The organism is Sinorhizobium fredii (genome assembly GCF_002944405.1).
GTDB classification, from domain to species: Bacteria; Pseudomonadota; Alphaproteobacteria; order Rhizobiales; family Rhizobiaceae; genus Sinorhizobium; species Sinorhizobium fredii_C.
The window spans coordinates 2,639,989-2,664,858 of the sequence record NZ_CP024307.1 but is presented as its reverse complement, the minus strand read 5'-3'; the positions used below and the strand labels follow the sequence as shown (position 1 = coordinate 2,664,858).

The following is a 24,870-nucleotide window of genomic DNA, read 5'->3' as shown; positions in this document are numbered from 1 at the left end:
TCTCGCCGGAAAGCATAGGACGATTTCCTTACGCAGATATGAAGTCCAGTCCGTAGCGCGACAGCGGCCTCGGGCTCTCGGTGGTTGTCAGATAGGTCTGGCCGAGCGTCATGGCGGTGCCGCTGTCGGAATCCATGATGATCATGTGCACGAAGAGCGACATGTCCGGCTCGATCTCCTGCGGGTTTCCGACATGGAACATCTGGTGCTCCATCCAGGAGGGCGAGAAGCGGGCACCGAGCGAATAACCGCAGGCGTTCAGGCGGTGGCGGGCGAGGCCGCGCTCGTCCATGATCCTCGCATGCACGTCGAAGACGGTGCCGAAGGTATTGCCGGGCCTCAGCACCATTTCGATTGCCTGGATCGTCTCGCGGCAGGCGCTGTAAAGTTCGCGATGGCGGTTGGTGGGCTCGCCGACGACGATCGTGCGCATCATTGCCGCATGGTAGTGGGCGCTGACGCCGGCCCATTCGAGGGTCAACTGGTCACTGGCATCGAGACTGCGCCGGCCGGCCTTGTAGCGGCAGAGCAGCGCGTCGGCGCCCGAGCCGATGATGAATTCATTGGCCGGATAGTCGCCGCCGCCGGCAAAGACGGCGCCCTGCATGGCGGCGAGGATATCGGCCTCGCTGCCGCCGGGGCGGATCAGCGGCAAGGCCGCGTCGAGTGCGTCGTCGGCAAGGCTCGCGGCCTTTTCGACATGAACGATTTCGGCCGGGCTCTTGACGAGGCGCAGGCGGCTGACGAGCATCGATGCGTCGATCAGCTCGCCGAAGGTCGACAGCTGGTTGTCGACGAGACGGGCCGTCCTGCCGGTCATGCCATGCGTGTCGTATTCGACGCCGATGCGGCAGCCGAGCAGGTCGAGCTCGCTGAGCAGGTTCTTGAGGTCCATGGCGGGATCGGCATTGACGCGATCCACCCAGATCTCGATGCGCTCGATATTCGACGTGTGGCGCGCCTGGCGCAGATCGGCCGACCGGGTTAGCAGCACCATCGAGCCGTCCTGCTTGACGACCAGCGTCTGGAAGAAGCAATAGCCGAAAGTGTCGTAGCCGGTGAGCCAATACATGCTCTCCTGCGCGAAGAGAAGGACGGCATCGAGCCGCTCTTCCTGCATCTTGGCCGTGAGCCGTCTCAGGCGCGATGCATATTCCTCTTCGGCGAAGTGAAGCGCCATCTCAAGCCTCCCGTATGCAAATTGCGGATATCTGCCGCCCGTAGTCGGGCTCCTGGCGGTGCGTGGTGCGGCGATAGGAGAAGAAGCGGTCCTCGTCGGCATAGGTGCAGATATCGAGGTTTTCCGCCGTCACACCGGCCGCGACGAGCCGGCGGACCGTGAGCCCGGGCAGGTCGAACATCGCATGACCGTTGCGGCCGGACGGCCTGAAGAACGCCGCGTAGCTGTCGTCGGTGGACATGAAACGTTCGACGAATTCCGGGCCGACCTCGTAATGCTGGCGGCTGATCGACGGTCCGAGACAGGCGACGATGCGCTCCCGGCGCGCGCCGAGCGAGACCATTGCATCGATCGTGCTTTCGAGAACGCCGCCGAGCGCGCCCTTCCAACCGGCATGGGCGGCGCCGATGACGCGCGCCCTCGGGTCGGCGAAGAGCACGGGTCCGCAATCGGCCGAAAGCACGCCGAGGACGATGCCCGGCGTCGCCGTCACCAGCGCATCGGCGTCCGGACGCGCGCCGTCGTAGCTGTCGTCGACGATGATCGCATCGGGGGAATGGATCTGGTGAACCGTTGCAAGACGTCGCGGCTCGGCATCGAACCAGCTGGCGACTCGGGCCCGGTTTTCGGCGACGCGCTCGCGATCGTCATGGGAGCCGAGGCCGACATTGAGGCCGCGATAGATGCCTTCGGAAACGCCGCCCTTGCGGGTGAAGTAGCCATGGGCGATCTCTGGCCCCGCCTCGGCGCCGAAGAGCGGGCTCTGCACGGGTGAGAGCGAGGCATCGTCCTGCATTCGGTGTTCTCGCCCTCGAATCTTCGTGGTTTCGCGTTGGGGTGAGGGCGCGTCTGGCCCGATGATTTGCGGCTGATTTGCCGGGCGATGTTGGCCCGGCAGGCCAGAACTGTCAATTGCGGAACGTCGAGACGAGGTCCTGATCCCTCCCGGCCATTCCCTCTCGCGACCAGAAAGCGAAGAGCCTGCACCGGCTGGAAATGTGCGTTTTCCCGCGCGTCAGCGCGCCTTTTTGCGGAACGGCACCAGGGCGACTTCAGGGCTGCTGACGACCAGCACCTTGAACAGTTCGCCCATCTTTGCGGCACCGGCACCGGCAAGCCGCTCGACATCGTCGCGGATGCTTTCCTGAGTCGCCGCATCCTTGTCGCGGCCGAGGGCCGCCGCCCGATCGAGCAGGCCCAGACCGACCAGAAAGTCACCCTGATGCGCGAGGCCGTTCACCTGCACGCTCTCCGCCTTGGCGCGCAGCGCCAGTTGTTCGAAATCCACATGGCTGGTGAGGTCGGCAAGTCCCGGGTTGGCGAGCGGAGGATCGTACCGGTGGTTGCGGACGGCCTGCAGCGTGTCGCCGTAGCCGGTCGAGAGATGACCATAGTCGATGAGGACCGCCGTCCCGCCGTTCGCACGCAGGCGCTCGCAAAGCGCGGCCATCACCGCGTCTCGCGCCGGGGCGGCCTCGAAGATCGTGCCTTCGGCGACCGATTGCACCGGCGTCGGCAGCAGGGAGGGATCGATGCCCGCCACACCGGCGGCAAAGGCCAGCTCATCGTCGGCATCAAGCCCGACCATGCGTTCGCGGAACCCCTGTGCGGTTCTCACAAACTGGCGAATCGGGATCGCATCGAAAAGCTCGTTTGCGGCGAGAAGCAGGAAGCCCGCGGGCAAGCTGTCGAAGCTTGCATGCCAATGGACTTTGCCTTCATAACCGGCGAGCGTTTCGGCCTGCACCTTGCGCAGCCTTTCGCTGGTTTCGACGAGATGAACCTCGGCGGTCTGGTAAAGCTCCGGCGCTAGGCGGCGGAGGACGCGCAGCATATCCGCCATCATCGTGCCGCGGCCCGGCCCAATCTCGGCGATGATCGGCTCGCTGGGAGAACCGTGCTCCTGCCAGGCGTGAACCAGGAATATGCCGATCATTTCCCCGAAGAGCTGGCTGATTTCCGGTGCCGTCGTGAAATCGCCCTCCCGTCCGAACGGCTCGCGAACGCGGTAGTAACCGTATTGCGGGTCCGCCAGGCAGAGGGAAAAAAAGTCGGTGACGCTGATCGGCCCATTGGTCCTGATCAGCGCCTTGATCTTGTCGGCGAGAGGATTCGTCATGCACCAGTCCAGTTATGCGGCTGCGGTTGCCGCCCTGCGCGCCCGCGCCATCGCCCAGATCCCGGCGAGAGCCAGCGGCAGCGAGAGCACCATGCCCATGGTCAGCCAGCCGCCGGCAAGATAGCCGATCTGCGCGTCCGGTTCGCGGAAGAATTCGACGAAAATGCGGCTTAAGGCGTAACCGCAGGCAAAGGCGCCGGTGACGAAGCCGGGCGTCTTCAGGGCTTTGCTGCGATAGACGAAATAGGCGAGGGCGACGAGAAGCAGGACGCCCTCGAGAAGAGCCTCGTAAAGTTGGCTCGGGTGGCGCGGGAACGGCCCTCCGGTCGGGAAGACGACCGCCCACGGCATGGACGAAAGCCGGCCCCAGAGCTCGCCGTTGATGAAATTGGCAATGCGACCGAAGAGAAGGCCGATCGGCACGACGGCGGCGACGACGTCGAACAGGCTCCAGACGGGAATGGCGTTCCTACGGGCAAACACGATCATCGCCAGCGTCGTGCCCAGAAGACCGCCATGGAAGGACATGCCGCCGTTCCAGATTTCGACGGCCCGAATCGGGTCCTGCAGCACCGAGCCGAGATCGTAGAAGAGAATGTAGCCAAGGCGCCCGCCAAGCACGATGCCGCCGGCTGCCCAGAGCAGGAAATCATCAAGCTGCGCCAGAGTGAGAGGGGCGGTATCGTTGCGCCAGAGCGGGGCATTCTGGACCAGGCGTCGGGCATAGAACCAGCCGAGCAGGATCCCGGCGACATAGGCCAGCCCATACCAGTGGACGGCGAGGGGCCCGATCGTGAAGATGACGGGATCGATTTCGGGAAAGGGGAGAATGGCGAGGCGGGTAGCAAGTGTTTCCAAGGTCTTCTCTCATGCCGGGCCTATCGGTTGGGCGGAACATGGCGATCGAAGCAGGCGGGGTCAAGCGGCTCTCCCGTTCTTCCCGTCGCAGGCTCTGATTTTCCTTGCATCCTCGTGCGCGCGACCCTACCTGAAAATGACAGGGCTCGCCCATGGGGCGCGAGCGAAATGGAGACGAATACGATGAGCACAGGGGCCAACCGCATTCTCGATGATCTTGCGAGATTGATGACGGATGCTGCCGGTGCGGCCCAGGGCGTACGGCGGGAGGTCGAGACGGCCTTTCGCGCCCAGGCCGAAGGCTGGCTGAATTCGCTCGACGTGGTGAAGCGCGAGGAGTTCGAGGCCGTCAAGGAGATGGCTGCCAGGGCGCGCGACGAAAACGACGCCCTGCTCGCCCGGATCGCAGCGCTCGAAGCGCGCCTTGCCGCGACAGAACCGGTCGGCGACATCACCACCGGCAAGTAATTTCCGGCCAGCATACGATTGGATGCCGCCTTCGAGCTGCTTCTCCGCAGCCGAGTCGCCTTTTCACGCGGCAGTCGCTGCGTCAGCTTCAGGGTTAATGAAAGCTGAAAAGTTTTCCACCTGTGGACACTGCCAAAAAACCCTTATCGCAGAGTCGTTTAAGCATCCCCGCTGAATCGAAATCCTAACGCGACGAGAGGTCTTCCCTGCAATTTTTCGGCTCAGGGGCTGGCAGGGTGACTCTGCCGTTATACACTGATTTTAAATGATGATTCGAAACGGGCCACGCAAGCTCCGGGCAGGGTAAGTAAGCCAGGATAACCGCAGGTCCAGCAATCAGAGTGTGTCGGTATCCGGTGTCGGGTTTGCAGCGTTGCGTCTTGTGAACGTGACCTCGCGCGCCTTGCGCCGTGCCTTTAGGGTGATGCATGAGCCTTTTGGAAATGGAAGTCGAGCGCCAGTCCAACCCGGTCGATATGATCGAGTTCGTCGCCGCCAACAATGACTGGTCCTTCGAGCGGTCGGGCGAGGACGAGATCGCCATGACGGTCGAGGGCCGGTGGGCGGACTATCACGTTTCCTTTTCCTGGATGGAGGAGTTCGAGGCGCTGCATCTTGCCTGCGCCTTCGACATCAAGGTTCCGGATAGCCGCGTCAACGAGGTGATCCGCCTGCTCTCCCAGATCAACGGCCAGGTCCTGATGGGACATTTCGATCTCTGGCGCCAAGAAGAGGTCATCATCTTCCGGCAATCTCTGTTGCTTGCCGGAGGCGCCGAGCCGACAAACCGGCAGGTGGAAGTGCTTTTGTCGAGCGCGCTCGACGCCTGCGAAACCTATTTCCAGGCGTTCCAATTCGTCGTCTGGTCCGGGATGGACGCGCAGCGCGCCGTCGATACTGTCCTGTTCGCGACTGTTGGGGAGGCATGAGATGAGCATCGCCGTTTCCGGTCCCATCGTCCTGGTCGGCGCCGGCAACATGGGCGGCGCCATGCTCGGCGGCTGGATCAAGAGCGGTGTCAGCGGCGGCGATGTTCTCGTGGTCGATCCGGGCCCACCCCCGGCCATGCAAAAACTCATCGCCGAAAACGGCGTGGCTCATGCGGCCGCCGTCCCGCAGGGCGTCAAGGCAAGTGTGATCTTTCTCGCCGTCAAACCGCAAGTCATGGAAGCGGCACTCCCGCCGCTGAAGGGGCTCGTCGGATCCGGCACAGTGATCGTCTCCGTCGCGGCCGGCAAGACGCTTGCTTTCATCGAGCGCCATCTCGGCGAAGCGGCGACCGTGCGGGCGATGCCGAACACGCCGGCCATGATAGGTCGCGGCGTCACGGGCGCTTTCGCCAATGCCCGCGTGACCGAAAAGCAACGCGGGCTGGTTCATGATCTCCTGAAGGTCAGCGGGCCGGTCGAATGGGTTGCCAGCGAAGCCGACATCGATACAGTGACTGCGGTTTCCGGCAGCGGACCGGCCTACGTCTTCTATCTCGTCGAGTGCATGGCGGAGGCTGGGCGTAAGCTCGGCCTCCAGGCGGACCTTGCCATGCGGCTCGCTCGGGAAACCGTCGCGGGGGCTGGTGAACTCCTACATCAGTCCCCCGACGACGCCGCACGCCTTCGCCAGAACGTCACGTCGCCGGGCGGCACGACCGCCGCCGCACTCGCCGTCCTGATGGCGGACGACGGCATGCAGCCGCTTTTCGACAAGGCCATCGCGGCAGCGCGCAAGCGCGCCGAAGAACTGGCCGGTTAAGCGGCCGGCCGGATTTCCAAAGGTATTTTGATGGCGGACCTCATTGAATTTTGCGATTTCGAGCGCGTGGATATCCGCGTCGGCACGATCATCGAGGCCGAGGTCTTTCCCGAGGCGCGCAAGCCCGCCTACAAGCTTAGAATCGATTTCGGTGCCGAGATCGGCATAAAAAGGTCGTCTGCACAGATCACTGTGCACTACAAGCCGGAAGATCTCGTCGGCCGGCAGGTGCTGGGCGTAGTCAATTTCCCCCCGCGTCAGATCGGGCCCGTCCGCTCCGAGGTCCTGACGCTCGGCTTTGCAGACGAAGAGGGCGCGATCGTGCTGGCCGCGACCGACAAGCCCGTTCCGAACGGCAGAAAGCTGATGTGACGAGGCATGGCGTTTGAGATAGAACTTGGCGGCGTTTCAACGAACGGCGCGGTCTGACCTACAGCAATTCAAAGTGTTACAGCGACCTTTGCGCGTCTGATAAGACGCGCGGCGCTGTAGACTATTCGCGCTAATTTTAGCAGCTCCGGGAGGGTTCACGTCGGGACGCGCACTGTGGCGCGCAGCCCTCCAAGCGGGCTGTCGCCGAGGGTGACGTTGCCGCCATGGCTTCGGGCGATGTCGCGCGCAATGGCGAGGCCAAGGCCAGTGCCGGAACTGTCGAGATTGCGCGCCTCGTCCAGGCGGAAGAACGGCTTGAAGACATCCTCGCGCGAGGGCTCCGGAATGCCGGGACCGTCATCGTCGATGGTGATCGTCAGCCATTTGGCGGTATGGCGGGCGTCGATCCGAACCGTGTCGGCATAGCGGTAGGCGTTCGATACCAGGTTGGCGACGAGACGCGTGAAGGCGTTCGGCCGGACGCGAATGTTGTCCTCTCCCTCGATCGAGGTGGTCAGGGTCTTGCCGTAAAGCTCGGCCTCTGCCAAGAGCCGCGCCATCAGGTCGCTGAGCTTCAACTCGCCGACGTCTTCCTCCGCCTCGCCGCGGGCAAAGGCGAGATAGCCTTCCAGCATGTTCTGCATGTCCTCGACGTCCTGGTTGAGGCTGGGGTCCGGAGTGTCGCCGGCGAGCGCCAGTTGCAGCTTGAAGCGCGTCAGGATGGTGCGCAGATCGTGACTGACACCGGTCAGCATCGCGGTGCGCTGTTCGATCTGGCGTTCGATGCGTTCGCGCATCAGGATGAAGGCCAGGCCGGCGCGGCGGATCTCTTCGGCGCCGCGTGGGGCGAAGTCATCGATCTTCTGTCCCTTGCCGAAACTTTCGGCGGCATTGGCGAGCGCCAGGATCGGGCGGATTTGTCCACGCAGGAACAGGATTGCGATCGCCAGCAGGACGAGCGACGCGCCGACCATCCAGACGAGAAAGATATGGGTGTTCGACGCATAGGCCTGGTTGCGCCGCGCATAGACACGGAGGATACGGCCGTCTTCGAGCTTGATGCGGATCTCGACGATCTTCGAGTTGCCGACCGTATCGATCCAGAAGGGAAGGCGGATCTGGTTCGAAATCTCCTCGCTGAGGATCTGGTCGAGGATCTCGAAGAAGGGTTTGGGCCGGGGTGGCGGCAGTTCTCCGCCCGGCTCGACGGCGATGTTGAGGTCGAGCTCGTCGCGGGCGATCCGGACGATCCGATCTATGTCGCCGTCCTGCGGGAAGGTCGTGATCAGGTCGACGATAGCCGCGATGTCGTTGGTGACCGCGGCCGAGAGACGCTGCGTGACGAGCTGCCAGTGCCGCTCCATGAAGACGAAGGCGACGACCGACTGCAGCAACACCATGGGAATCACGACAATGAGCAGCGAGCGGGCGTAGAGACCCATCGGCAGGCGGCGACGCAGCCAGCGGATGAGGCGCTTCCAGGCGCTGTCGGCGCTGTTCGATCTTGTGCGCCTGAGGCTGTCGAGGCTTACCATCGTCGTCTCAGTCGTTGCCGAAGCGGTCCTTTGTTGAACAGGTGTGGCATCCCGCTCGTCTTGAACCTAGACTAGTCCACACTCAAACGATAGCCGATGCCGCGCACCGTCTGCAGCCAGACGGGATTGGAGGGATCGTCCTCGATTTTGCGCCTCAGCCGGTTGATCTGCACGTCGATCGTCCGTTCGCCGACCTCGGCGTCGTCGCCGATCAATTCGTGGCGTGGAATGGTTTCGCCGGCGCGTTGCGAAAACAGGGTCATGATCTCCTGTTCGCGGTCGGTCAGCCGGATGTGCTCGGCGCCGCGGCGAAGCTCCTTGCGCACCACCGAAAACGTATAGGGGCCGAAGATGACCTGATCGACCTTCGGCGCCTGTGTGGGCTGGTTCCGACGCAATATGTTATTGATCCTGAGCACGAGCTCACGCGGCTCGAAGGGTTTCGGCAAGTAGTCGTCGGCGCCCGCCTCAAGACCTTCGATGCGGGAATTCGCTTCTGCGAGTGCCGTCAGCATGATGATCGGTACGGTCTTGATGTGTCTCAAGCTCTGGGTCAGCGAGATGCCGCTTTCGCCGGGCATCATCACGTCGACGATCAGGAGATCGAAATCGAGCCCGATGAGCTTTCGCCTCGCTTCGCCGGCATCGGCCGCCGTTGTCACGCGAAACCCCTGTTCCACCAGAAAGCGGTTCAGCAGGTCGCGAATGCGTCGGTCGTCATCCACGATCAGAAGGTGCGCCGCGTCATCGGCCACTTTCGCTTTGGCAATCATGCTTGGCAAACCCTTTTCTCGGCAGAGCCTTATTTCCCCTGCGGTGCGCGACTGCGATCGAACCGAACCGGATCACAGCCGCGTCCTCCTCCCGAATTTGAGTGACCGCGCATTGAAGCAGATGCGCCGCGGTCGCCCCATTCCCTGATTCCAGGGGTTTATCCGTTAATCCTAATAAAATCCTAGGCGGAGCCCCGGTATCAGTCCGCGGCGCTGTTCTTCATGTTGACGAGAAACCGCTTGACGATTTCCCGCGCGCCGGGACCCGTCTTCGCCAATGCATCCGCTATGCGGCGGGACTGTGGCTCGGCGAGTGCTCGCGCCAGTGCCTGGCCCTCTTTCGTCGTATAGAGCATGCGTTGGCGCCTGTCCTCCGGACCGGCCACCTGACGAATATAGCCTGAGTCGATCAGTTGCTTGAGGACACGGGCAAGGCTCTGCTTGGTGATCTTCAACGTGTCGAGAAGATCGGCCACGGTCATGCCCGGCTCTCGATTGACGAAGTGCACGACGCGGTGGTGGGCGCGCCCGAAACCGCTCTTTTCGAGAATGGCGTCCGGATCGCCGGTGAAGTCGCGATAGGCGAAAAACAGCAGCTCGATAATCTCAAAATCGATCGTGTCTTCCTCCTTGCGGGTGACATCTGTCATGTACTGGCTGTTGTCCCTAGTTTGGCCGGCCACGCGGTCACTTTCCTTTCCCGGCAGATTGCACCTCCAGCGCCGTGCGTCTTATAGGACGCGCAAAGCTCGCTGTGGCACTTTGAAGGCTGCATGCTCTTAATCCTTAAATCGACTGGGATTTAAGAAAACGTCCACTAGCGACATAATAGAAAGAAGTGTCAGCTTTGTTGACACAATTCTACCGGCGAGTCGAACCGTCTGCGGCAGAATAGGTCGATGCGCACCGTGAGGTTGGGAGATTGTTGAGGCTCGGCGGGAGACTGACACGGAAATGCGTCGCAGCGCGTTCACGACGCGCTGCGACTTAATCACGTCCACTACGATTGAACGTCAGCGATAGATGTAGACTATCCGACGTGTCGAGGGTTCAACAAGCACAGGCTGCCCGTTTACCATCACGTATTCGTAGTTGTACTCCGGGATCGGCCGGACGGCCACGGTGCTCGGCAGCGTCGCGCCGAGAACCACCTCGCCATCGAGATAGACCGGGTCCACCGGGTTGGAAGTGATGTAGGTGCCTACTGCCGGAGGCGGGGTGATGGCATCGACCTCTTCGACCGGCCCGATCAACTCAAGCGGTTCGGTCGGGGTGGCCACCGTGCTGCCGGTCGCCTCGTAGGTCACGACCGGGACGCCGAGTTCAGCGCGCCGCTCGGAAATTACCACCGTCGAGCCGCTCTGGGCCATTGCGAGATATTTGGCATAGGCCCAGCCGCTGACGCCGCCGACATTGACCCGGCACCACAGGCTGCCTTCGATGCAGCCCTCGAGCACGGTCGTGCTGCCGCGCGCCGCCAGGCCAACGACCGGATATTGCGGGCCGGGGCCGGCGCGTACGTTGAGATCGGTCACTGCCGTCGCGCTCATTGCCGCAGCGGCGGCGGAGACGCCCGCAGCGAGGATCAAACCCGCTGCCGCGACCGCTTTCAACAGGTGGGGGGAGAGGGTCTTCATTGTCTTGCTCCTCTTCTATGATGCGGGCCAAACGCCCCGTACGCCTCGGATGTTCCCGGCGTGACATCAGGAAATGTGAACATGAAACATATTGCTGCCGCCGAGCGTTGCTTCGGCCGACGGTGGAGCGCTTCGACTGAGAGATCGCCGCGCCCGCTGAAGGTTGGACGAAGTCACGCCTTCTGACCAAGGGCGTTCTCACCGGGAGTCCGGACCATGCAGCATGAGACCATCGACGAGGCCGAACTCACTGCACAGCGGCTGCGTCCGCTGGTCTTTGTTGTCGTGGCGGCGAAACTTGCCGTATCCATTCTGTTGCTCACAACCGTGCAATTGCCGACCGAGTCGAACAGAACGGAAATTGTCGCGCTTCGCTGATTTGCGCTGTCTCCGGCCTCATATCCCGCTATAGGTGACCTGGCGGCGACACCGCCCACAGCTAAGGAAGAACGAGGCACGGTCGGCATGTTACAGGCGGGCATCATCCCGGTTACGCATTTTCAGCAGAACTGCACGGTGCTGTTCGACAGCGAGACGAAGGAAGGCGTGATTGTCGATCCCGGTGGCGACGTCGACGTCATCCTGCAGACGATCCGCGAAAACGGCATCGAGCTGCAGGCGATCTGGCTCACACACGGTCATATCGATCATGCCGGCGGCGCCAAGGAATTGAAGGAGGCGCTGGAGCTCAAGATCATCGGTCCGCACAAGGACGACCGGCCGCTGCTCGAACGGCTGGAGGGCCAGGCGGAGCGTTTCGGCCTGGCGATGAAGGTGCAGAACGTCCTGCCGGACCAATGGCTGGAAGACGGGGACACGGTCTCCTTCGGCAATCACGTCTTCGAAGTGCTGCACGTCCCCGGCCATGCGCCCGGCCATGTCGTCTACTTCAACCGTGCGCAGAGCTTCGCCCATGTCGGCGACGTGCTGTTCCACGGCTCGATCGGCCGCACCGACCTGCCCGGCGGCGACCATCAACAACTTCTCGATTCCATCCGCGACAAGATCCTGCCGCTCGGCGATGACGTCGGTTTCATCTGCGGCCACGGACCGGGCGGCCGGATCGGCGAGGAGCGCCGTAGCAACCCATATCTGCGCGGGCTCTGATCGGATTACAGGCTTACAGCGCCGCGCGTCTTTTCAGACGCGCAAAGGACGCTGTAACACTCTGAATCTACATATCGTGCTTTCCGAAAATCGATTCCGATTTTCGGGCCGATGCGCTAGAAAACCCCGTGACTCGTATGAGGCACGGGGTTCTCGTCTAAAATTGGGCGACGCTCTGATCAGCCGGCCGTGCAGAAATGGCTGCGGCCGTCGTAACCGACGAAGGTGCCGCTCTCCGGATCGAAGGAGCGGTAGCGCTGCGAGCAATAGCGGTACCAAGCCGGAGTCCAGGGCTCAAGATCGTAGCTGTCGACAACAACCTGACGATAGACCGGGCGGGCCCGGTAGACGGGGCGGGGCTGGTAAACCGGACGCGGCTCGTAATATTCCGGCTCCGGATCGATATAAACCGGTTCGCTGTAGCGGGGCTGTGAACCGATCGCGGTTCCGATAAGCGTGCCTGTCACCAGACCCACTGCGCCTGCTGCCCACGCATCATCGTGATCGTCGCCTGCCTGGGCCGTGCCGAACGTTGGGAGGACCATGGCGGCCGCGGCGAGCGAGAGAACGGTTGCTTTGAGGAACTTGTTCATGGGCTTCAATCCTGTGCATGGAGGAACCGGACTGAAGGCCCGGCTTTCATGATGAGCAAGACTGTATATAGCCCAAACTGAACGGAGCCTGAACGAAAAAACCCGGCAAAAATGCCGGGCTACAAATGCAATTATTGACAGAGCGCGGCGTTAGCCGACGATCTGCAGGTTGACCGCCTTCGGTCCCTTGCCGCGGCGATCCGGCTCGGTATCGAAGGAGACTTTCTGGTTCTCGCTGAGACCGCTCAGGCCCGAGGCCTGTACGGCTGAAATATGTACGAAGATATCTGCACCACCATTTTCCGGCTTGATGAAGCCAAAGCCTTTGTCGGTGTTGAAGAATTTAACAGTGCCAGTTTCGGCCATGCGTCAGGTCCTTTTCTCTCCACCCGGTCGAAGGGTGGCATTACAGTTTTGCCCAGAAGGGCGTGGGGCAGGCAGTTCTCGACAATTGAGGAAAGGGTCCTGTTATCGCGACGGACCTGGTGGGCCCAGATTCACCGCCCGGAGTGGCTTGCGTCTCCGGCTCGCATTTATTTCAAGATCTTCCCGCGTTCGCAAATTGCCCGAACACAGTAAGAGTGATCAGTTTATTTTGAATTGGCAAGCAAAACTTTTCCGGCGAGGTATTGAGTCTTCTCATTGCTCAAAAACAGATCAATTCGACCGGCGGCGGAAGATATTCGGGAGGCGCTGCAAGCCGTTGAATCCACAGCTTTTTGATGGGCCGTTGCAGGCAGTGGATTTTTTGCGCCATATCATGTCGCTTGCAAGCATGCCTCTATGTTGGGCAGTTCGTCATGGGAGTCGCAACCCTCTGATAAGGCTCATCCTTCAAGGAGAGCCGACGCTCGGGCAGGCCGACGAATAATCTTGCAGAAAAAATGCAAAGAACTTTGGCCGTTGCTCGGCTCCACCGCATGCTGATTCATTTTGGGGCAAAGTAGAGCGGTTGTGTACAGTAATAAGTAATATAGTAAGTCCAGCTTGGCTCCCAATGTAGCTAAATCTTGCTGGTCTAAGCGGCGGCCCCTGCCGCCCGGCGGCGCCGCTTCGCCAATTCCGGCACGAGTTCGACGACGAGCATCGCCGCGAAGATGACGATACAGCCGAGATAGCCGCTCGGGGTGATGACCTCGTCCAGCAGCAGCACGCCGAAAAGCGCCGCGAAAAGCGCTTCGCTGGACAGGAAGATCGCCGCTTGCGGTGCCGACGTATAGCGCTGGCCGACCACCTGGCAAATGAAGGCGATGCCGCTCGAAAACACACCCGCATAGAGAATCTGCGGCAGGGCGGCCGCGATGCGATCGAGACTCAAGGGCTCGAAGGCGGCGGCGAGCAGGATTCCTGAAACGGCACATACGGCAAATTGCGTCATCGACAGCAGCATCGGCCGCCCGGTGGCTGCGGCGAAGACGCCGATCAGCAAAACTTGAATCGCCCAGAAGAAGGCACAGACGATGGTCAGCAGATCTCCGCGGTTCAGTCCCGACAGGGTGCCGCCGCTCAAGAGAAAAATGCCGAAACTCGCCATCAGCGCCGCCGGCCAGATGATCCAGTGCGGCCGTCGGCGCAGGAAGACGACCGTCAGGACAGGCACGAAGATGACGTAGAGGCCGGTCAAGAAGCCGGAATTGGTGACGGTGGTTGTGAGCAGCCCGTATTGTTGCGTCACCGCTCCGCCGAACAGCGCCAGCCCGACAAGGATGAAGTTGCGCATGGCCGCATGCGGCAGCGGCGCCGTGGCGCGTCGGGCCTCGACCAGTGCCAGGGGCAAGGCCACCAGGGTGGCAATTGCGAAACGCAAGCCGATGAACGAGAGCGGTCCGATCGCCTGCATCGCGGTAGACTGGGCTACGAATCCTGCGCCCCAGATCGCGCCGGACAGCAACAGGAAAAGGTTGGCCTGGATGCGAGTCACGGAGGGCTCCCGGGGCGAGACTGGGCGGAAAGCAATAAAGGCAACTTCGCCTCTTGATTGCGCCGCCGCTCTATCAGTTGCGTTTTCCTGGCGCAAGTCTCATCCTCGACGCCCAGAGCTGGCACGACGACGATGCGACGCGACGATGCCGAACGGATTGAAACGCATATGCACGCGGCGGGCTATTCGGGCACGCCGCTTCAAAAGAAGCTCGGCCTGCGCGGCGGGCAGGCGGCGCTGCTTCTCTATGTGCCTGAGCATCTGCAGGAGATTGCCGCTTTTCCCGGGTTTGCCCATCTCGTCACCTCGATTGAGGGGACGGTCTCGCGCCGGTTCGATTACATTCACAGCTTCGATACGAAGAGGGCGGGACTCGAAGCACGGGCGACTGCCCTGGCTCGCCGGCTAAAGCCCGACGGCATGCTTTGGGTATCCTGGCCCAAGCGTGCCTCAGGCGTTGCGACGACGCTGACCGAGGATGCGCTTCGGGACATCTTTCTGCCGCTCGGCCTCGTCGACGTGAAGGTCTGCGCCGTGGACGCGGTGTGGTCCGGGCTGAAGTTTATGTTCCGAAAGGAGATCAGGGCCTCGCTCTGAAGCGCGCCCTCATTGGGTCGGGACCTTAGAGACCCTGAGGACCGCGCCATTCTGCTCGTCGGTCACCATCAGCAGGGCGCCGTCCGGCGCGACGATCACATCGCGGATGCGGCCGAACTCGCCGTCGAACAGCCGCTCCTCGGACGTGATCGCCCCGGTGTCGTCGCGCTCGAGCCGGGCCAGCAACTGGTATTTCAGCGCCGCGACCAGCAGGTCGCCGTTCCATTCCGGAAACATGGTGCCGCGATAGACCGCGAGCGCGCCGGGGGCGATCGAAGGATCCCAGTAGTAAAGCGGCTGCTCCAAGCCTTCCTTGGCGGTACCTTCGCCGATTTCTGCGCCGGAATAGTCTTTACCGTAGGTGATCACCGGCCAGCCATAGTTCTTGCCCGGCTGCGGGTTGTTCACTTCATCGCCGCCGCGCGCCCCGTGCTCGACGGTCAAGAGCTTGCCGTCGGCCGTATCGAAGGTGAGGCCCTGGGGATTGCGGTGGCCCTTCGACCAGATTTCCGGCAGGCCCTCGGTACCGCCGCGATAGGGGTTGGAGGAGGGGACGGAGCCATCGGCGTTGATGTGCAGGAGGGCGCCGGCATGGTCGCGCGGGTCCTGAGCCCGCTCGCCATCGCCGCGGTCGCCGATGCCGAAGAACAGGCTGCCGTCGCGGTCGATGGCGATGCGGGAGCCGAAATGCTGGCCAGCCCGCGTGAACCGGTTCATCCGAAAGATCTCCTTGACGTCCGTCAGCCTTCGCTCGTCGTCGGAGAGCGTCGCTCGCGCCAGAGCGGTGCCATAACCGTCGTCGCCTCGGGCCGCGAAAGTGAGGTAAAGGGTGCGGTTGGCGGAAAATTGCGGGTCGAGCGCGACGTCGAGCAGGCCTCCCTGGCCATGTTCGGCGACATCAGGAAGGCCTTCGACCGCGGACGAGAGCTTGCCGTCGCGCAGGATGCGGAGCCGGCCCGGCCGCTCGGTGACGATAAGCGCCCCATCGGGCAGGACTTCGACCGCCCAGGGATGCTGGAGGCCGTGCGCGAGTGTCTCGACAAGGACGGTCCCCGTCTGTGTCTGGAATTCCCGGGCCTCTTGTGCAGCGGCAGGCAGAGCGGCGGAAAGGAACAGAGCCGCGGCCAGAGGCAGGGCGGCCGAAAGGAGCGTCACGGGGATTTCGCTCGGTTTGATTTTTGCCCAGTGCCACATGCGATTCGACGCTCCCAAGCTCCTGCATGACCGCCATTACAGGTCAGGAGAGAAACTGGTGCCCAGTCGCCTTAGCTTCAAGTCAAATCCGATCAAAACGGCTTTATCGGACGTGCGCGCTGCAGCGACCCCTTTACAAGCTCTCGAAAAAGGGCTGCAGCGACCGGCTGGTGCCAATCAAGGACTGATTTGCCATCTGCCTTTCCAAGGCAAAAAGCTCGGCGGTCGCTTTCATGTAAAAGCCCTTGCCGATCAGCATCAGGCCGGCAAGGGCAATCATGGCGATGATCGCGACGATGATCGTCTCGATCGCCGACAGCCGGGCAAGGAAGCCGGTACGTTGCTCGGGCAGATCGTCTTCGTTATCGGCCATGGCGCCTGCTTCTCGCCCTGCTTAAGGCGGCGATCCGGTTGCTGACGACGAAAGCGGTGCCGGCCGTGAGCGCGGCGGCAAGCAGCGTTGCGCCGACGGCAATCTGCCGCTCGCCCAGCACCGCCGCGGGGGCGGGTTCGGAGACGACGAGCATCGCCGATTGCTGGTCCGGCTCGGCGGAAGCCGCCTGGGCCTTCGTCTCGACCACGAGGCCGAAGATCATCACCATGCAGACCGCGAGCGCCGCGAGCGCCAGATAAAACCCCCAGCGCGCCTCGTTTCGGCCGGTTCGCGTCGAAGCGATCTCTTCATCGAGAAACATAGCACACCCCCACGATGCCAATGCGTTCGCATCACACGACATGACGCCTGGATATCGGCTCTTGAAGGACGGAATTGCGGCGCTCTGCGACAGTTATTGTGGCGAAATATGGGCCGTGGGAAAACGCGTGAAGAGGGGCGGTCTTCTGGGGCACGGAGGGGCGGTGAGATTGCGGACGGAGGTTCCGGATTGCCCGTCATCCATTGCGGCCGTGATCGCTTTGATGAAACTTTGTCATGGTGACGCATTTTGCGAGGTTTGGCCGCCGTTTTTCTCGATCGAGCGCTTGCAAGACCGGGCGTCTTTCGACATAGACCTAACCGCTATGGAGGCCGGTCTTCCGTTCCGTAGCGTCTCACGCCCGTTTCGAAACGATCAGGACCTCACACCATGGCCTTCCTTGCCGATGCCCTTTCTCGTGTAAAGCCCTCCGCCACCATCGCCGTTTCGCAGAAAGCCCGCGAATTGAAGGCGAAAGGCCGCGATGTCATCGGTCTTGGAGCAGGCGAGCCGGATTTCGATACGCCGGACAACATCAAGAAGGCGGCGATCGACGCGATCAACCGCGGCGAGACGAAGTACACGCCGGTTTCGGGCATTCCGGAACTGCGCGAGGCGATCGCCAAGAAATTCAAGCGCGAGAACAACCTCGACTACACCGCCGCCCAGACGATCGTCGGCACCGGCGGAAAGCAGATTCTTTTCAACGCCTTCATGGCGACGCTCAACCCAGGCGACGAAGTCGTGATCCCGGCTCCCTACTGGGTCTCCTATCCGGAGATGGTGGCGCTTTGCGGCGGCACGCCGGTCTTCGTCGCGACGGCCCAGGAAAACAACTTCAAGCTCAAGGCCGAGGATCTCGACAAGTCGATCACGCCCAAGACCAAGTGGTTCGTCTTCAACTCGCCCTCGAACCCGTCGGGCGCTGCCTATTCGCATGACGAACTGAAGGCGCTGACGGATGTGCTGATGAAACATCCGCATGTCTGGGTGCTGACGGACGACATGTACGAGCACCTGACTTATGGTGACTTCAAGTTCGCGACGCCGGTCGAGGTCGAGCCCGGCCTCTACGACCGCACCCTGACGATGAACGGCGTCTCCAAGGCCTATGCGATGACCGGCTGGCGCATCGGCTATGCCGCCGGACCCTTGCCGCTGATCAAGGCGATGGACATGATCCAGGGCCAGCAGACCTCGGGCGCCACCTCGATCGCGCAATGGGCAGCCGTCGAAGCGCTGAACGGCTCGCAGGATTTCATTCCGCGCAACAAGGAAATCTTCCAGGGCCGCCGCGACCTCGTCGTGTCGATGCTGAACCAGGCGAAGGGCATTTCCTGCCCGACGCCGGAAGGCGCCTTCTACGTCTATCCGTCCTGCGCCGGTCTCATCGGCAAGACCGCCCCGTCGGGTAAGGTCATCGAGACCGACGAGGACTTCGTCTCCGAGCTCCTCGAGGTCGAAGGCGTGGCGGTGGTGCATGGTTCGGCCTTCGGCCTGGGCCCGAACTTCCGCATCTCCTATGCGACCTCCGAGGCGCTGCTGGAAGAGGCTTGCCGGCGCATCCAGCGTTTCTGCGCCGCTTGCAAGTAAAGCCCCGGACAGAGCAACAAACATCAAGCCCGCCGGACACGGCGGGCTTTTTCGTGCTCAGATTTCGATTCAACGACCGGACAACCCATCTCAGGCAGCAGTCCTATCTCTTTGAAATTCGATTCATTCCCGCCTTCGGATCAGTTCGATCACGCCGGAGATGCGGCGCCGCTTTGGCCTCTGTCGACTCGCATGGTGGCAAGCCTTCGCATGGCATCGATGAAGTCCGGGGCGAGGTCCTGCTCGCGGCTCCCACGGACTATAGTGTCAACGGGATGGTCTGCATTGCCGCGTCGGAGACGACGTTGCGGTGGTGCTGACCGCTGTCGATCGAAAATCCTGGTGATGCTTTTTCCTTTCCTGTTTCGCTTCAACCGGCCGTTGAGAGCTTCTGGCCGAGGCCGCCGTCGACGGCGAGCTTTGCCCCCGTTGTGAAGGTGGCCTCGAAGGCGAGGAACAGCACGGCGCGGGCCACCTCGTCGGCAGTGCCGTTGCGCTTCATCGGCGTGATAGCATCGCCCAGCGCTTTGAACTCGGCGCGTTCCGCATCGGTAAGGCCGGCTGCACCCTTGGTCGGCGTGTCGACGAAGCCGGGACTCACCGTGTTGACCCGGATGCGGCGCGGCAGGAGCTCTGCCGCCAGCACCGAGGCGAAGGAGACGAGTGCGGCCTTGGTGGCGCTGTAGACGCTCATGCCCGGATGCCCACCCTCGTCTGCAACCGAGGAGGTGAAGACGATCGAGCCGCCCTCGCGGATCAGCGGCGCCAGCCGCTGGACGGTGAAGAAGGCGCCCTTGGTGTTGACCGCGAACTGGCGATCGTAAGAGGCTTCGCTGACCTGATCGAAGGGCTCAAGCTCGGAAATGCCGGCATTGACGTGGAGGAGGTCGATGGCCCCGAGCTTCTGGCCGGCGGAGGCGCCAAGGACCGCGATATCGCTGAGATCGGCGATATCCGAGCGCACGGCGTGCACGCGCGGACCGAACTCCTCTCTGACTTTGGCGACATTCTCCTCGTTGCGCCCGGTCAGGAGCACTTCAGCGCCGCCATTGACGAGCCGCCTGACCGTTGCCAGCCCCATGCCGTGGGTGCCGCCGACCACGATCGCCTTCTTACCCTGATAAATCGCCATTATGTCTTCCTCTTCGGTTCGATTGAATGATGAGAAAGAGATGCATTCGTGGACGGTCTTGTGGTAGACGGCTGGTCGTGGACATATCGTCCACAATTGCAGACAATGACGGCCATGGCGAATCTCAATGACTTCACTTTCTTTGTCCACGTCGTGGACCACGGAGGTTTTGCGCCGGCGGCGCGTGCGCTCAACGTGCCGAAATCGACGCTCAGCAAGCGGGTGGCGGTGCTCGAGAAGAACCTCGGCGTCCGCCTCATAAACCGGACCTCGCGCCGGTTCGCGGTGACTGAAACGGGGGAAGATTTCTACCGCCACGCGGCGGCGATGCTGGTGGAGGCCGAAGCGGCGGAAAATGTCGTCAAAGGCAGGCTTGCCGAACCGAGCGGCGCTGTCAGGATCACGGCCTCCGTTCCGACGGCGCAGCTTTCGCTAGCCCCGCTATTGCCCGAACTCGCTCTCGCCTATCCCAAGCTTCGCGTCGTCCTGCACGCGACTGACCGCTTCGTCGATATCGTCCAGGAAGGCTTCGATATGGCTGTGCGCGATCATTTCGCGCCCCTGCCGGACTCTGGTCTCGTGCAGCGTCGCGTCGGCTCACAGAGCAAACTTCTCGTCGCCGCGCCTGCTTATTTGCAAGAGCGCGGAGTGCCTGCACGAGCAGAGGCGTTGCAGGAGCACGATGGGCTGATGACGTCACTTACCTCGCAGGGCTGGACGGTCGAGCACCAAGACGGCACGAGCGTGCAGATCTCACTCAATCCGCGCTTTGTGGCGGACGAATCCCGGGTCCTGCTGGCGGCAGCGCTGGCAGGACTTGGGATAACCGCGCTGCCTGGCACGCTCTGTCAGGAGGAAATTGCAAGCGGTGCACTCGTCCACATCCTCCCGGAGTGGACTGCAGGCAAGGTGACGACGACGATCCTGATGCCACATCGTCGCGGCCAATTGCCTTCGGTGCGTGCGACGATCGACTTCATAGCGGAGCGGCTCGGCGACGGCTGAAGTAAAAGGCCCGCGTAAGCGGGCCTTCATTCGTTCTCTTCGGCTTTCTAGCGTTCGGCGAGCGCCGGTTCTCCCTTCTTCTCACGGATCAGGTTGAGGAACCGGCGGAAGAGATAGTGGCTGTCCTGCGGGCCCGGGGAGGCTTCCGGGTGGTGCTGGACGGAGAAGACCGGCTTGCCGCTCAAGCGCAGGCCGCAATTGGTGCCGTCGAAGAGCGAAATGTGAGTCTCTTCAACACCTTCCGGCAGCGACTTGGAATCGACCGCGAAGCCGTGGTTCATCGAGACGATCTCGACCTTACCGGTCGTGTGGTCCTTGACCGGATGGTTGGCGCCGTGGTGGCCCTGATGCATCTTCTCGGTTTTCGCGCCGAGCGCCAGCGCCAGCATCTGGTGGCCGAGGCAGATGCCGAAGACAGGGATGTCGCTCTGCAGCAGGCTCTTGATCACCGGCACGGCATATTCGCCGGTGGCGGCCGGGTCGCCCGGGCCGTTCGACAGGAAAATGCCGTCCGGCTTGAGCGCCAGTACTTCCTCGGCGCTTGTGTCGGCCGGGACGACCGTGACGCGGCAATCAAGACCGGCGAAGAGGCGCAGAATGTTGCGCTTCACGCCATAGTCGAGGGCGACGACATGATAGGCGGCTTCGGTCTCGCCGAGCGTGGAGTAGCCGTCGTTCCAAACCCAGGGCTTCTCGTTCCAGCGGTAGGACTGGCCGGAGGTCGCGACCTTCGCAAGGTCGAGCCCCTCGAGGCCGCTCCAGGCTTTGGCTTCCGCCTTCAGCGTCTCGACGTCGAAAACGCCGGCCGGATCATGGGCGATCACGGCGTTCGGCATGCCGTTTTCGCGGATCCAGGCGGTCAGCGCCCGGGTATCGATGCCGCAGAGCCCGATGACGCCGCGTGCCTTCAACCACGCGTCGAGGTGCTTGGCGGCGCGATAGTTTGAAGGATCGGTGATGTCGGCCTTGAAGATCACCCCGACGGCGCCGTGGCGGGCGGCGGGGGTCAGGTCCTCGATGTCCTCGTCATTGGCACCGATATTGCCGATATGCGGGAAGGTGAAGGTGACGATCTGGCCGAGATAGGAGGGGTCCGTGAGGATTTCCTGATACCCCGTCAGCGCCGTGTTGAAACAGACCTCGGCCTGAACCTTGCCGGTCGCGCCGATGCCCTTGCCTTCGATCACCGTGCCGTCGGCCAGAACGAGCAGGGCAGTGGGTTTCTGGGTTGTCCATGCGGGTGTCGCGGTCATCGTTCCTATCCCGTTGCGGCGGAAGGCGCGGCTTTAAAGCCGGTCGGTTCAGCCCCATTTCAAAATTGCATGCGGCATTGGCGCGCGGAAGCCCCGCGAGAAAGAGGTTCATGCCGATGTTCGTGCAGGTGCCGGAAAATAGACAAAGGCTTTAGCCGGGTCAACCGGGCGCCCGTGAATTGTCCGGAAATAAAGTCCCTTACAATTCAACCGGTTGCGCGAAGGGTTTGATTGTGGCTGCCGCCGTGGTTTAAGAGAACGACCATAACGAGGCAATAGCAGTCGTCCGGCGCCGTCGACGCGGGGCCGTTTCTGCATGGAGAAAGAGATGCGCGAGCAATTCGCAAACGCCCTGAAGGAAGCGCTGAAAGCCAAGGATACCCGGCGGACTTCGACCGTTCGGCTGATCCAGGCGGCTATCAAGGACCGCGACATCGCCAATCGCGGCCAGGGCAAGGACCAGGCCGGCGATGACGAGATCATGCAGATCCTCGCCAAGATGATCAAGCAGCGCGAGGAATCGGCCCGCATCTACGACGAGGGCGGCCGCCCGGAGCTCGCCGAGCAGGAGCGGCAGGAAATCAGCATCATCAACGGATTTTTACCCGAGCAGTTCTCCGAGGAGAAGGTGAACGAGCTTTGCGCCGCAGTCATCGCGGAACTCGGCGCTCAGGGCCTGCGCGACATGGGCAAGGTGATGAATGCTTTGAAGGAGCGCTATTCCGGCCAGATGGATTTCGCCAAGGCTTCCAGCATCGTCAAGGAGCTGTTGAAGTAAGCCGCTGCGCCGGCGCCTGATCTCCGGCGGCGCCTCAGTTTCCCGCCTCTTTTGATGGCCGCCTGTGAAAAGCGGGCAAGACCGAGAGGAACGGTGGCTTCCTCCGGCCAGGCCGCTTATATGGAAGCTGGCCAGAGGTATCCATGCGCTTTTCACCGTCCTTCCTTGACGAGATCCGCGACCGCGTTCCGATTTCGGACGTGGTTGGCAAGCGCGTCACCTGGGACCGGCGCAAGACCAATGTGTCGCGCGGCGACTACTGGGCCTGCTGCCCCTTCCACGGCGAAAAGTCGCCGAGCTTCCACTGCGAGGACCGCAAGGGCCGCTACCATTGTTTCGGCTGCAATGTCTCCGGCGACCATTTTCGCTTTCTGACCGACCTCGAGGGCCTGAGCTTTCCCGAAGCGGTGCAGCAGATCGCCGATATGGCGGGTGTTCCCATGCCGCAGCCCGATCCGCAGGCCGAGCGGCGGGAGAAGGAACGCACGAGCCTGCTCGACGTCATGGAACTGGCGACGCAGTTCTTTCAGGACCAGCTTCAGACCGCGTCCGGCGCCAAGGCGCGCGCCTATCTGCGCGAACGGGGCCTCACCGGCCGCACGATCGAGACCTTCCGGCTCGGCTATGCGCCGGATAGCCGAAATGCGTTGAAGGAATTTCTCGCCGGCAAGGGGGTCGGCAAGGAGCAGATCGAGGCCTGCGGCCTCGTCGTCTATGGGCCGGACGTTCCGGTCTCGTACGACCGCTTTCGCGACCGGATCATGTTTCCGATCCTCTCGGCGCGCGAAAAAGTTATCGCCTTCGGCGGCCGGGCGATGTCTGCCGATGCGCCCGCCAAATATCTGAACTCCAACGAGACCGAGCTCTTCCACAAGGGCAATGTGCTCTTCAATTTCGCGCGCGCCCGGCGCGCTTCCCAGGGCGCCGACGGCGCGGGCACGATCGTCGCCGTCGAAGGCTATATGGACGTGATCGCGCTGCATCAGGCAGGCATCGAAAATGCCGTGGCGCCGCTCGGCACGGCGCTGACCGAGAACCAGCTCGATCTCCTCTGGAAGATGACGCCCCAGCCGGTGCTTTGCTTCGACGGCGACGGGGCCGGCATCCGCGCGGCCAACCGTGCCGTCGACCTGGCGCTGCCGCATCTGAAGCCCGGCCGTTCGGTGCGCTTCGCCATGCTGCCGGACGGTAAGGACCCGGACGACCTCGTCCGTCACGATGGGCGAGAGCCTTTCGACAAGGTGCTTGCCAATGCCCGTTCGCTCGCCGAGATGGTTTGGATGCGCGAGGTGCAGGGCGGCGGCTTCGATACGCCGGAAAAGCGCGCCGAGCTTGAGGCCCGGCTGAGGCAGGTGACCTCCGTCATCGCCGACGAGAGCGTGCGCCGCCACTACGGCCAGGACATGCGCGACCGGCTGAACGCCTTTCTGCAGGTGAGCGCGCCGTTCAGGGGCGAGCGGCGGCCGTTCGAGCGCGGTGGGCGCGAGCGCGGCGGTCCGCGAAACTATGGCGGTGCGCGCAACGCTGCCGGCCCGACCTCGATTTCCGACCGGCTGGCGCGCTCGTCGCTGGTCAGCGGTCAGCAGGCGGCGCCGATGCTGCGCGAGAGCGTCCTTGCGCTCACGATCGTCAACCACCCGCAACTGCTTTTCGACGAATATGACGAGATCTCGACGATCGAGTTCGATCATCGTGAGCTGCAGCGTTGCTGGGCAGCGGTTCTGAACGCCGCGGCGGCAAACGGCCCGCGGCTGACGCGGGAAGGGCTGGTCGAGCAATTGGAGGCTGAAGGTTTTGCCCCGTTGATCAGCGCGCTCGACCAGCAGATTCGCTATGCGCGGCTATGGACCGCGACGACGGCGGCTGCGCCAGAAGATGCGCGCGAGGGTTACCTGCAGGCCCTGGCGCTGCACAAGCGCACCAAGGCGCTCAATTGGCAGCGCCGCGAGCTCGAAAGGGAATTGGCGCATGCCACGGAAGAAGGGGATCTCGAGGTCGTGCCGCAGCTGTTGCGGACGCTTCAGGAGGTTCAGTTGGAAGTCACCCGGCTGGAGAACCAGGAAGCGATCATCGAAGGCTTCGGAGTGCTTTCCGGACGGGTCAAGGGGCCGGCGGCGCGGTGATGCCCTGCTTCTGGCGGCCCCTGATCTCGCTGCCGCGACCCTTTCCCTGCAGGTGGGGAGAAGGGAATGCCGCGCCAGCTCAGCAAACGTCCTTGCAGTTGGTGCACGACACGAGCCTCAGATGCGACGCAACCTCGCCCCGCCTGCGGGGAGAGGGCAGGGTGAGGGGCATCTCTCTACCCGCCTTC

Annotated in this window: 27 protein-coding genes; 11 read left to right on the top strand and 16 right to left on the bottom strand. The window is 62.6% G+C overall.

Going from position 1 to position 24,870, the window contains the following annotated elements; translation table 11 throughout:
* Positions 1 to 28: 28 nt before the first annotated feature.
* From NXT3_RS13125 to lgt, 4 genes are all read right to left on the bottom strand, one after another.
* Complete coding sequence (locus NXT3_RS13125) at positions 29 to 1,180, bottom strand: M24 family metallopeptidase (RefSeq protein ID WP_037415040.1); 1,152 nt, start codon at positions 1,178 to 1,180, stop codon at positions 29 to 31.
* Between the two features lies 1 nt (position 1,181).
* Positions 1,182 to 1,976, bottom strand: coding sequence for a peptidoglycan editing factor PgeF (gene pgeF, locus NXT3_RS13120; RefSeq protein ID WP_037415042.1), 795 nt, complete (start codon positions 1,974 to 1,976; stop codon positions 1,182 to 1,184).
* Positions 1,977 to 2,195: 219 nt separating this feature from the next.
* Positions 2,196 to 3,299 carry a class I SAM-dependent methyltransferase gene (locus NXT3_RS13115; protein ID WP_097525250.1) on the bottom strand — a complete coding sequence of 368 codons (1,104 nt, stop codon included), beginning with the start codon at positions 3,297 to 3,299 and terminating at the stop codon, positions 2,196 to 2,198.
* Positions 3,300 to 3,311: 12 nt separating this feature from the next.
* On the bottom strand, positions 3,312 to 4,157 hold the full coding sequence (lgt, locus tag NXT3_RS13110) for a prolipoprotein diacylglyceryl transferase (RefSeq protein WP_097538026.1): 846 nt from the start codon (positions 4,155 to 4,157) through the stop codon (positions 3,312 to 3,314).
* A 183-nt stretch (positions 4,158 to 4,340) separates the two neighbouring features.
* Here lgt and NXT3_RS13105 point away from each other — a divergent pair, with 183 nt between their 5' ends.
* The 4 genes from NXT3_RS13105 (at position 4,341) to NXT3_RS13090 (ending at position 6,746) form a co-directional block, all read left to right on the top strand.
* Positions 4,341 to 4,625 (top strand): accessory factor UbiK family protein, encoded by a 285-nt coding sequence (locus NXT3_RS13105; RefSeq protein WP_037415293.1) that lies wholly within the window; start codon positions 4,341 to 4,343, stop codon positions 4,623 to 4,625.
* A 428-nt stretch (positions 4,626 to 5,053) separates the two neighbouring features.
* Entirely contained in the window at positions 5,054 to 5,554 is a 501-nt protein-coding gene (locus NXT3_RS13100; protein WP_037415051.1) for a type III secretion system chaperone family protein, read from the top strand.
* A 1-nt stretch (position 5,555) separates the two neighbouring features.
* A complete protein-coding gene (proC, locus tag NXT3_RS13095; RefSeq protein ID WP_037415054.1) occupies positions 5,556 to 6,374 on the top strand; it encodes a pyrroline-5-carboxylate reductase in 819 nt (272 codons plus the stop codon).
* Positions 6,375 to 6,404: 30 nt separating this feature from the next.
* On the top strand, positions 6,405 to 6,746 hold the full coding sequence (locus tag NXT3_RS13090) for a tRNA-binding protein (protein WP_037415057.1): 342 nt from the start codon (positions 6,405 to 6,407) through the stop codon (positions 6,744 to 6,746).
* Positions 6,747 to 6,901: 155 nt separating this feature from the next.
* Here the strand turns inward: NXT3_RS13090 and NXT3_RS13085 are convergent, their stop codons facing one another.
* From NXT3_RS13085 to NXT3_RS13070, 4 genes are all read right to left on the bottom strand, one after another.
* Entirely contained in the window at positions 6,902 to 8,281 is a 1,380-nt protein-coding gene (locus NXT3_RS13085; RefSeq protein WP_037415061.1) for an ATP-binding protein, read from the bottom strand.
* Between the two features lie 71 nt (positions 8,282 to 8,352).
* Positions 8,353 to 9,054 carry a response regulator gene (locus NXT3_RS13080; RefSeq protein ID WP_037387345.1) on the bottom strand — a complete coding sequence of 234 codons (702 nt, stop codon included), beginning with the start codon at positions 9,052 to 9,054 and terminating at the stop codon, positions 8,353 to 8,355.
* Positions 9,055 to 9,254: 200 nt separating this feature from the next.
* Positions 9,255 to 9,737 (bottom strand): MarR family winged helix-turn-helix transcriptional regulator, encoded by a 483-nt coding sequence (locus NXT3_RS13075; protein WP_037415064.1) that lies wholly within the window; start codon positions 9,735 to 9,737, stop codon positions 9,255 to 9,257.
* A 330-nt stretch (positions 9,738 to 10,067) separates the two neighbouring features.
* Positions 10,068 to 10,691 (bottom strand): DUF1236 domain-containing protein, encoded by a 624-nt coding sequence (locus tag NXT3_RS13070; RefSeq protein ID WP_097525253.1) that lies wholly within the window; start codon positions 10,689 to 10,691, stop codon positions 10,068 to 10,070.
* Positions 10,692 to 10,907: 216 nt separating this feature from the next.
* Here NXT3_RS13070 and NXT3_RS31985 point away from each other — a divergent pair, with 216 nt between their 5' ends.
* Positions 10,908 to 11,069, top strand: coding sequence for a hypothetical protein (locus NXT3_RS31985; RefSeq protein ID WP_097525254.1), 162 nt, complete (start codon positions 10,908 to 10,910; stop codon positions 11,067 to 11,069).
* 87 nt (positions 11,070 to 11,156) lie between these two features.
* On the top strand, positions 11,157 to 11,798 hold the full coding sequence (locus NXT3_RS13065; RefSeq protein WP_037415069.1) for an MBL fold metallo-hydrolase: 642 nt from the start codon (positions 11,157 to 11,159) through the stop codon (positions 11,796 to 11,798).
* Between the two features lie 179 nt (positions 11,799 to 11,977).
* Here NXT3_RS13065 and NXT3_RS13060 read toward each other — a convergent pair whose 3' ends face one another.
* From NXT3_RS13060 to NXT3_RS13050, 3 genes are all read right to left on the bottom strand, one after another.
* Positions 11,978 to 12,391, bottom strand: a complete 414-nt coding sequence (locus NXT3_RS13060; RefSeq protein ID WP_037415071.1) for a BA14K family protein — start codon at positions 12,389 to 12,391, stop codon at positions 11,978 to 11,980.
* A 150-nt stretch (positions 12,392 to 12,541) separates the two neighbouring features.
* The gene (locus NXT3_RS13055) at positions 12,542 to 12,757 is read right to left on the bottom strand and encodes a cold-shock protein (protein WP_037415073.1); all 216 of its coding nucleotides are present in this window, start codon (positions 12,755 to 12,757) and stop codon (positions 12,542 to 12,544) included.
* Between the two features lie 652 nt (positions 12,758 to 13,409).
* Positions 13,410 to 14,312 carry a DMT family transporter gene (locus NXT3_RS13050; RefSeq protein WP_097538029.1) on the bottom strand — a complete coding sequence of 301 codons (903 nt, stop codon included), beginning with the start codon at positions 14,310 to 14,312 and terminating at the stop codon, positions 13,410 to 13,412.
* Positions 14,313 to 14,444: 132 nt separating this feature from the next.
* Between NXT3_RS13050 and NXT3_RS13045 the strand changes: the two genes are divergently transcribed.
* Positions 14,445 to 14,909, top strand: coding sequence for a hypothetical protein (locus tag NXT3_RS13045; RefSeq protein ID WP_104839481.1), 465 nt, complete (start codon positions 14,445 to 14,447; stop codon positions 14,907 to 14,909).
* 9 nt (positions 14,910 to 14,918) lie between these two features.
* Here NXT3_RS13045 and NXT3_RS13040 read toward each other — a convergent pair whose 3' ends face one another.
* From NXT3_RS13040 to NXT3_RS13030, 3 genes are all read right to left on the bottom strand, one after another.
* Entirely contained in the window at positions 14,919 to 16,103 is a 1,185-nt protein-coding gene (locus NXT3_RS13040) for a PQQ-dependent sugar dehydrogenase (RefSeq protein ID WP_104839480.1), read from the bottom strand.
* A 133-nt stretch (positions 16,104 to 16,236) separates the two neighbouring features.
* A complete protein-coding gene (locus NXT3_RS13035) occupies positions 16,237 to 16,476 on the bottom strand; it encodes a hypothetical protein (RefSeq protein WP_104839479.1) in 240 nt (79 codons plus the stop codon).
* On the bottom strand, positions 16,466 to 16,798 hold the full coding sequence (locus tag NXT3_RS13030; protein ID WP_104839478.1) for a hypothetical protein: 333 nt from the start codon (positions 16,796 to 16,798) through the stop codon (positions 16,466 to 16,468). Before NXT3_RS13030 ends, NXT3_RS13035 begins: the two co-directional genes overlap by 11 nt.
* A gap of 390 nt (positions 16,799 to 17,188) precedes the next feature.
* On the opposite strand from NXT3_RS13030, the gene NXT3_RS13025 reads away from it, so the two are divergent.
* Positions 17,189 to 18,391 (top strand): pyridoxal phosphate-dependent aminotransferase, encoded by a 1,203-nt coding sequence (locus tag NXT3_RS13025; protein WP_104839477.1) that lies wholly within the window; start codon positions 17,189 to 17,191, stop codon positions 18,389 to 18,391.
* 370 nt (positions 18,392 to 18,761) lie between these two features.
* Here the strand turns inward: NXT3_RS13025 and NXT3_RS13015 are convergent, their stop codons facing one another.
* Positions 18,762 to 19,523, bottom strand: coding sequence for an SDR family oxidoreductase (locus NXT3_RS13015; RefSeq protein WP_104839476.1), 762 nt, complete (start codon positions 19,521 to 19,523; stop codon positions 18,762 to 18,764).
* A gap of 114 nt (positions 19,524 to 19,637) precedes the next feature.
* Here NXT3_RS13015 and NXT3_RS13010 point away from each other — a divergent pair, with 114 nt between their 5' ends.
* A complete protein-coding gene (locus NXT3_RS13010; protein WP_097538586.1) occupies positions 19,638 to 20,528 on the top strand; it encodes a LysR substrate-binding domain-containing protein in 891 nt (296 codons plus the stop codon).
* A gap of 47 nt (positions 20,529 to 20,575) precedes the next feature.
* Here NXT3_RS13010 and carA read toward each other — a convergent pair whose 3' ends face one another.
* A complete protein-coding gene (gene carA, locus NXT3_RS13005; RefSeq protein WP_037415095.1) occupies positions 20,576 to 21,781 on the bottom strand; it encodes a glutamine-hydrolyzing carbamoyl-phosphate synthase small subunit in 1,206 nt (401 codons plus the stop codon).
* 328 nt (positions 21,782 to 22,109) lie between these two features.
* Between carA and NXT3_RS13000 the strand changes: the two genes are divergently transcribed.
* Positions 22,110 to 22,559, top strand: coding sequence for a GatB/YqeY domain-containing protein (locus NXT3_RS13000; protein ID WP_104839475.1), 450 nt, complete (start codon positions 22,110 to 22,112; stop codon positions 22,557 to 22,559).
* A gap of 143 nt (positions 22,560 to 22,702) precedes the next feature.
* The gene (gene dnaG / locus NXT3_RS12995) at positions 22,703 to 24,682 is read left to right on the top strand and encodes a DNA primase (protein WP_037415099.1); all 1,980 of its coding nucleotides are present in this window, start codon (positions 22,703 to 22,705) and stop codon (positions 24,680 to 24,682) included.
* The last annotated feature ends 188 nt before the right edge of the window (positions 24,683 to 24,870 follow it).